The 5471-nt window shown below is 30.9% G+C and carries 7 protein-coding genes; 2 read left to right on the forward strand and 5 right to left on the reverse strand.

Annotated features, from left to right (window positions below):
- Nucleotides 1-11 precede the first annotated feature (11 nt).
- Together COC46_RS03895 and comGA are read right to left on the reverse strand one after the other, a co-directional pair.
- Complete coding sequence (locus COC46_RS03895) at nt 12-494, reverse strand: type II secretion system F family protein (RefSeq protein WP_098808449.1); 483 nt, start codon at nt 492-494, stop codon at nt 12-14.
- Nucleotides 487-1548: a competence type IV pilus ATPase ComGA gene (comGA, locus tag COC46_RS03900; RefSeq protein ID WP_098808450.1), complete on the reverse strand. Its 1062-nt coding sequence runs from the start codon at nt 1546-1548 to the stop codon at nt 487-489. Before comGA ends, COC46_RS03895 begins: the two co-directional genes overlap by 8 nt.
- A gap of 347 nt (nt 1549-1895) precedes the next feature.
- Between comGA and COC46_RS03905 the strand changes: the two genes are divergently transcribed.
- Nucleotides 1896-2138, forward strand: coding sequence for a DUF2626 domain-containing protein (locus COC46_RS03905; RefSeq protein WP_098808451.1), 243 nt, complete (start codon nt 1896-1898; stop codon nt 2136-2138).
- Nucleotides 2139-2168: 30 nt separating this feature from the next.
- On the opposite strand, the gene COC46_RS03910 is transcribed toward COC46_RS03905, so the two are convergent.
- A complete protein-coding gene (locus COC46_RS03910) occupies nt 2169-3299 on the reverse strand; it encodes an SAM-dependent methyltransferase (protein ID WP_176545051.1) in 1131 nt (376 codons plus the stop codon).
- Between the two features lie 9 nt (nt 3300-3308).
- Nucleotides 3309-3935, reverse strand: coding sequence for an MBL fold metallo-hydrolase (locus COC46_RS03915; RefSeq protein ID WP_098808453.1), 627 nt, complete (start codon nt 3933-3935; stop codon nt 3309-3311).
- Nucleotides 3936-4092: 157 nt separating this feature from the next.
- On the opposite strand from COC46_RS03915, the gene COC46_RS03920 reads away from it, so the two are divergent.
- Entirely contained in the window at nt 4093-4269 is a 177-nt protein-coding gene (locus tag COC46_RS03920) for a DUF2759 domain-containing protein (RefSeq protein WP_098808454.1), read from the forward strand.
- Between the two features lie 87 nt (nt 4270-4356).
- Here the strand turns inward: COC46_RS03920 and COC46_RS03925 are convergent, their stop codons facing one another.
- On the reverse strand, nt 4357-5301 hold the full coding sequence (locus COC46_RS03925; RefSeq protein ID WP_255294803.1) for a M14 family metallopeptidase: 945 nt from the start codon (nt 5299-5301) through the stop codon (nt 4357-4359).
- Nucleotides 5302-5471 lie beyond the last annotated feature (170 nt).

A 5471-nucleotide genomic window follows, 5' to 3' on the forward strand; every position in this document is an offset into this window, starting at 1 on the left:
GCATTATGAAATTAATTCAAATAGATGAAAATAAAAGAATTTTGATTGGAATGAAATGTTGAAAATAGCATCTCATATTGAGGAATGATTATATTTCTAAATAAAAACAAAATAAGTAACAATATTGAGATTAAAAAAAGAGGATAGCCCATGATTTTTCTTATATAGGCTCTATGTTGAATTTTTTTAGTTAGCATAAAGCTTCCTTCATTTAAAGCAAAGGACAAATCACCGTGCTTTTCTGCATAATGCAAATAAACAAGCACATCTTGATGAAGCCCTAGTATCTTAGCAAAGTCTATAAATGATTGACCATCTAATAAAGATAATTTAGCTTTATCTATTAATTCTTTTAGATCATATGGGAACTGAATTGTTAAAAATTCTATCGCTTGAATAAGGGGATAACCTTTATGCAAAAGCTCACTTAGTATTTTTAATAATTTTGCTTGTTCTGTATAAGTTAACTTTCTTTTTATAAAATATTTACCCATTTAACATACTTCTTTCTAATTGTTTATAATCAATAAAACCTAATGCATATCCTTTAATTAGTTGATGATTTAATGTAGTTAAATGAACTTCTTCATGTCCCCCTCTAAATTCGTTTATTACTGTATTTAATGCGTTTCCGTAAAGTAATTCGTACACCCCTAATCTTCGGTTACTACGATTAATAAAACAATTTGGGTCGCATTCTCCTTCACAAAAACGACATTTTACTGGCACCAATCTTTGAGATACGATTGCAACCATCGCCTGAAATAGTTCTTCTTTCGGAATTCCTAGTTCTAACATTCTATATAAGGCACCTTTTGTATTATTAGAATGAATCGTCGTTAATACCAAATGACCAGTTAAAGCTGCTCTAACAGCTATTTTAGCCGTCTCTTCATCTCTAATCTCTCCTACCATTACAATATCAGGATCTGATCGTAGAATTGCTTTTAATCCTGTTGCATATGTCAAACCAGCTTTTTCATTTACCTGAACTTGAAAATATTCATCTGATTTCCTTTCGATTGGATCTTCTAAGGTAATGATATTTCTTGCAATATCATTTTTTGCTGATTGTAATAAAGAATACAATGTAGTCGTTTTACCGCAGCCGGTCGGACCAGTAAACATCATTAGCCCATGTGAATGATGTAATAAAGACAAAAGTTTTCGTGTTGTGGATGGGAATAAGGAAAGACTTTCGATTGGTGCAATTTTTTGTTGAGGATGAATACGAATAACCATTGATTCGTCAATGATTGTTGGCAAGGTTGCCAGTCGAAGTGATAATAAAATTTCATTAATATGAACAATTAAAATTCCAGTCTGTGGTCTTCTAACTTCACCTATATCCATACTTCCTAAAAATTTCAAGTGCATGATGATCCTCTTGGATTTGTCTTTTTTTATTCGCTGAATCAACTTTAAGTCACCATCAACACGAAAATAAATTTCTACATCATCCTTTTTCGGTAATAAATGAATATCCGAGGCCCCAAAATGGCATGCTTTTTTTAGAAGTTCTTCAACCATTTTTTCAACTGATTCCATTTTTATTCCCCCTTTCGTATGAAGCAATTATATTTACGTTTCGCTTGTCTATCAAATCTATGAAATATAAAAAACTAATAAAAAAATCATTTTTGGTCAAAATATATATACAAACTAAAGTTAATTTATCGAAATAATGTACTTAAAATTCAAATAGATATAAAAAACAAAAGTATGTTTTTATAATCGATGTATAGAAAATAATAAATTAAGAAAAATAATATTGGATCTAGTTTAATTCATTATCTTTGAATCAATTTAGAATTGTAATAATACATTGTTTACAATTGTAACTTTCTTATTTTATAATAATGAATGGGTAGAAATTTTTTATGGGGGGATTTAGAATGGATCGAATGTTCCGCGTTCTAGGATTCTGGACAGCCATATTTACGGTAATGTTTTTAGTTGGACATATGTCAGCAGCTGCACTTATTTTCGCATGTCAAACAGCATTTTTCGTAGTATTAGGCTTTCTGAAGCTTTCTGAGCGTATGTACATCTATATCTTTGGCGCATACTTAACTGTGTTCTTTATAGGATTTACATATTATAGTACTTTCTTATTAGTACCTAGCTTTGGTGAATAATAGAAAAACCAGTCATATGACTGGTTTTTTTTATTTGTATTCATTAAGTGAAATTAACTCATTTAATTTAAATTGCTCGTTAGTTGACATACCTTTTGTTTGCAATAACATTTGAAATGAATCACTAATCCCACCAGGCATCATTAGAGATTGTACAGATCTATTTTGTTTATACTCACTAGAAAATGGATTAGACTGAGCATGTGGTATTAACCAATTTAATAGCCCAAAATCTAATAACGCTTCTCTTTGGCTAGAAAAGTATAGATTTTCAATATTGTACATCGTTCCGAATCTCTTTAATTCATCCCAATGTATATGAGTAGTTATGTCCATAGCACCTAAATTGTCTAATATATTTGTTTTCAATTCATGCTTGTAATAACCGCGTAAACTTCCCTTTATACGATGAGGAGCATCCCACTCTTCCCTAGTAAAACCATAATCAACCGTTAAGATGATTCCTTTACTAAGTTTCGATTGTAAAAGGTCATACATTTTTTCCATACCAACAGGAATTTCAACTCTTTGTCCTTTTTTTCCATCAAAATTGTTTCTGCATAGAAAGTCACTTATTTCAGAATCTTTTATCTTAACTAGATTTTCTTTGAGATTATTTTGTTCATCTAAAGTAATTACTACCTCATGCCACTCGTTTTGACTGTATTCAACTACTCGAACAGTCAAAGCATCAAACAATTCGTTTGAAAATACCATTCCGTTATTGATTTGCTCAAGCTCATATAAATGTGAGAAATAGTTAATATTCAAATGATTCGCTAATAATTCTTGTTGTAGATTGCGGTGATAGTCACTTGCATCAATTAAAAAGTAAGTTAGACGTTTATATATTTCAAACTCATTTTTTTCACAATAAGAAAGAAATGATGATGCGAATCTTCCATTTCCACCACCAACTTCAATAAAAATAGGTTCAATTAGTTTACACTTAACAAATCGACAGAAAGTAGCTGCAATTACTTCACCATATACTGTCCCCACAGAGCTTGAAGTATAAAAATCACCTTTTCGACCGATTTTTTCATCATTCATTTGATAATAACCTTTTTCAGATTCATAAAGCACTAACGATATAAATTGCTCGTATGTAATAAAATGTTCTTTGCTTTTATTTATCTCTTTAATAATTAAGTTTTTCATCATCTTACCTTATAGAAATGGATTATATCTTTTCTCATCGCCTATCGTTGTTGTTGGGCCATGACCACTACATACAACTACATCATCAGGTAAAGATAAAAGCTTACCTTTTATACTTCTAATCAACAAGTCGTGATCACCACCTGGTAAATCAGTTCGTCCAATACTTCCTTCAAATAATGCATCGCCAGAAAAAACTGTTTTTATTTCTTTACAGTAAAATGAAACACTTCCTGGTGAATGGCCTGGTGTTTCAAAAACAGAAAATAAGAAATGACCAATTTCCATCTTGCTTTCTTTTTCAATCAAGTGATCTGCTTCTCTTGCAAAAATTGATTGATTTCTCATAAATAATTCAGAGCCGTTTTTTTGTCCATCTGTTAACCAATCTGCTTCATATTTATGAATATAAACGGGTATATTATATTCATCACGCACATCATCAACAGCCCCAATATGATCAAAATGGGCATGTGTTAAAAGAATAGCTAATGGCTTTAATTTATTTTCTTCGATAATATTAAAGACTAATTCAGCTTCCTCGCCTGGATCAAAAATAACTGCTTCATTCATATCATTACTTAAGATATAGCAATTAGTTTGTAATGGACCTAATGGTAATTGAAAAACATTCATGTTCATACCCTGCTTTCTTTTTTAATCTATCTAATACTATATCATAATTTTGTTTTAGTACTTAATTTCAAATAGACAATTGTTCACAAAAGTTTTACAATAATAATGATGTGATAGCAAACAGGGGTTGCTTGAAGAATTTTATAGGGGGTTTACAATGGGTACAGTTATTATTTTTATATTAGTAGCTATTCTATGTGTTCCAGCTTTAATAGGATCACTTAAGAATAAGAACTTCTTAGCTGTTTTTTGGTCTGGTGTTACATTAGTTTTATTTGCTTGGTTTGCCATTATGACAATTATACATAGCGGTTATCCACCAGCACACTTATAAAATTTATTTCCTTTTGTAACGACTTATTTCTACATATAGAAAGCATGTTACTTAAATAAAAAAGCTGACAATTTTTTGTCAGCTTTTTTATTTTGTGAATGATTGGTTAGAATTGAAATTTTCTAAATTAAATAATGACGCTAACAATATTGGAAACGTCTCTGAAAAAATGGATTCAAACATAGAAAGTGGTAATGGATTAATTCCTTTGCCTAATTCAAGTGTAAATCCAGGTTTTTGAAATTCTTGTATATACCAATCTTTATAACCTGCATGGCTATCAATCGTTTTTACAGCTTTATACGGACTAACACTCGAAAAATAATTAGCGTAGACCTCCGATATAGGTGGCTCAAAATTGCCATAACCCCAATAAAATTCTTTACCTTGTGTATGCAAAGCTAAAATAAGATCAAACTGCCTTTCGATTGCTAAATTACTCATTGCAATTGTTTCTGGTTCACTTAAAGGCGTGTCTCCTGGGTAGTCTCTTGGAGCATAAGTTTTTTGCTTCTTTCTTTCTTTTTCAAGCTCCCAATTTGCCGGAAATTGATTGTTTAAATCGACACCTCTAATATTTGCTTTCCATCCAGTAAATCCATCATTTCCTTCGTTTATTTTATTTGCAAATTCCATAAATTCATTTTGTTCAACAACTTCATTAATAACCAAATTTACCCCATCAGGATTAACCATTGGGACAATCGACAAAGTATTTTCACTAAATAAGGCTAACAATTCTTTATGAAAGGGTAATTCTTCTGAGGTTAAAGTGTTACATACCCAACTAATCATCTTCATAATGACACAGGTTGTAATCCATTCATTTGCATGAAAAGAACCATTCCAATGTACTTTTCTTTGTCCATTTCCAATTTGAATTTCATATAGTGGCAGATCCAATACGCTACGTCCAATCGTGCTTAAACGGAGAAAAGGAAATTCTTGAACTAAAACCCTAATATCTTTTGAAAGTTCATTAAAATCGTATCTTCTTGGATGAAAAGAAAAAGGCTGATTGTTAATATTCAAGATTTTCACCTCATGAATTATTTTCTAATTAATTGTATGTGTTTATAATTAATAAAAGCACTTCCAATCAAGGAAGTGCTTCAGTGTGTCTAGACAAAGTCCCATAAGTTTGATTTTTTAGTCTGATTGCAACCGCTTGTCTTTCGAAGTGGAAGCCTGATGAGGAGCGG

This window comes from Bacillus sp. AFS041924 (assembly GCF_002577195.1).
Lineage (GTDB): Bacteria > Bacillota > Bacilli > Bacillales > Bacillaceae_G > Gottfriedia.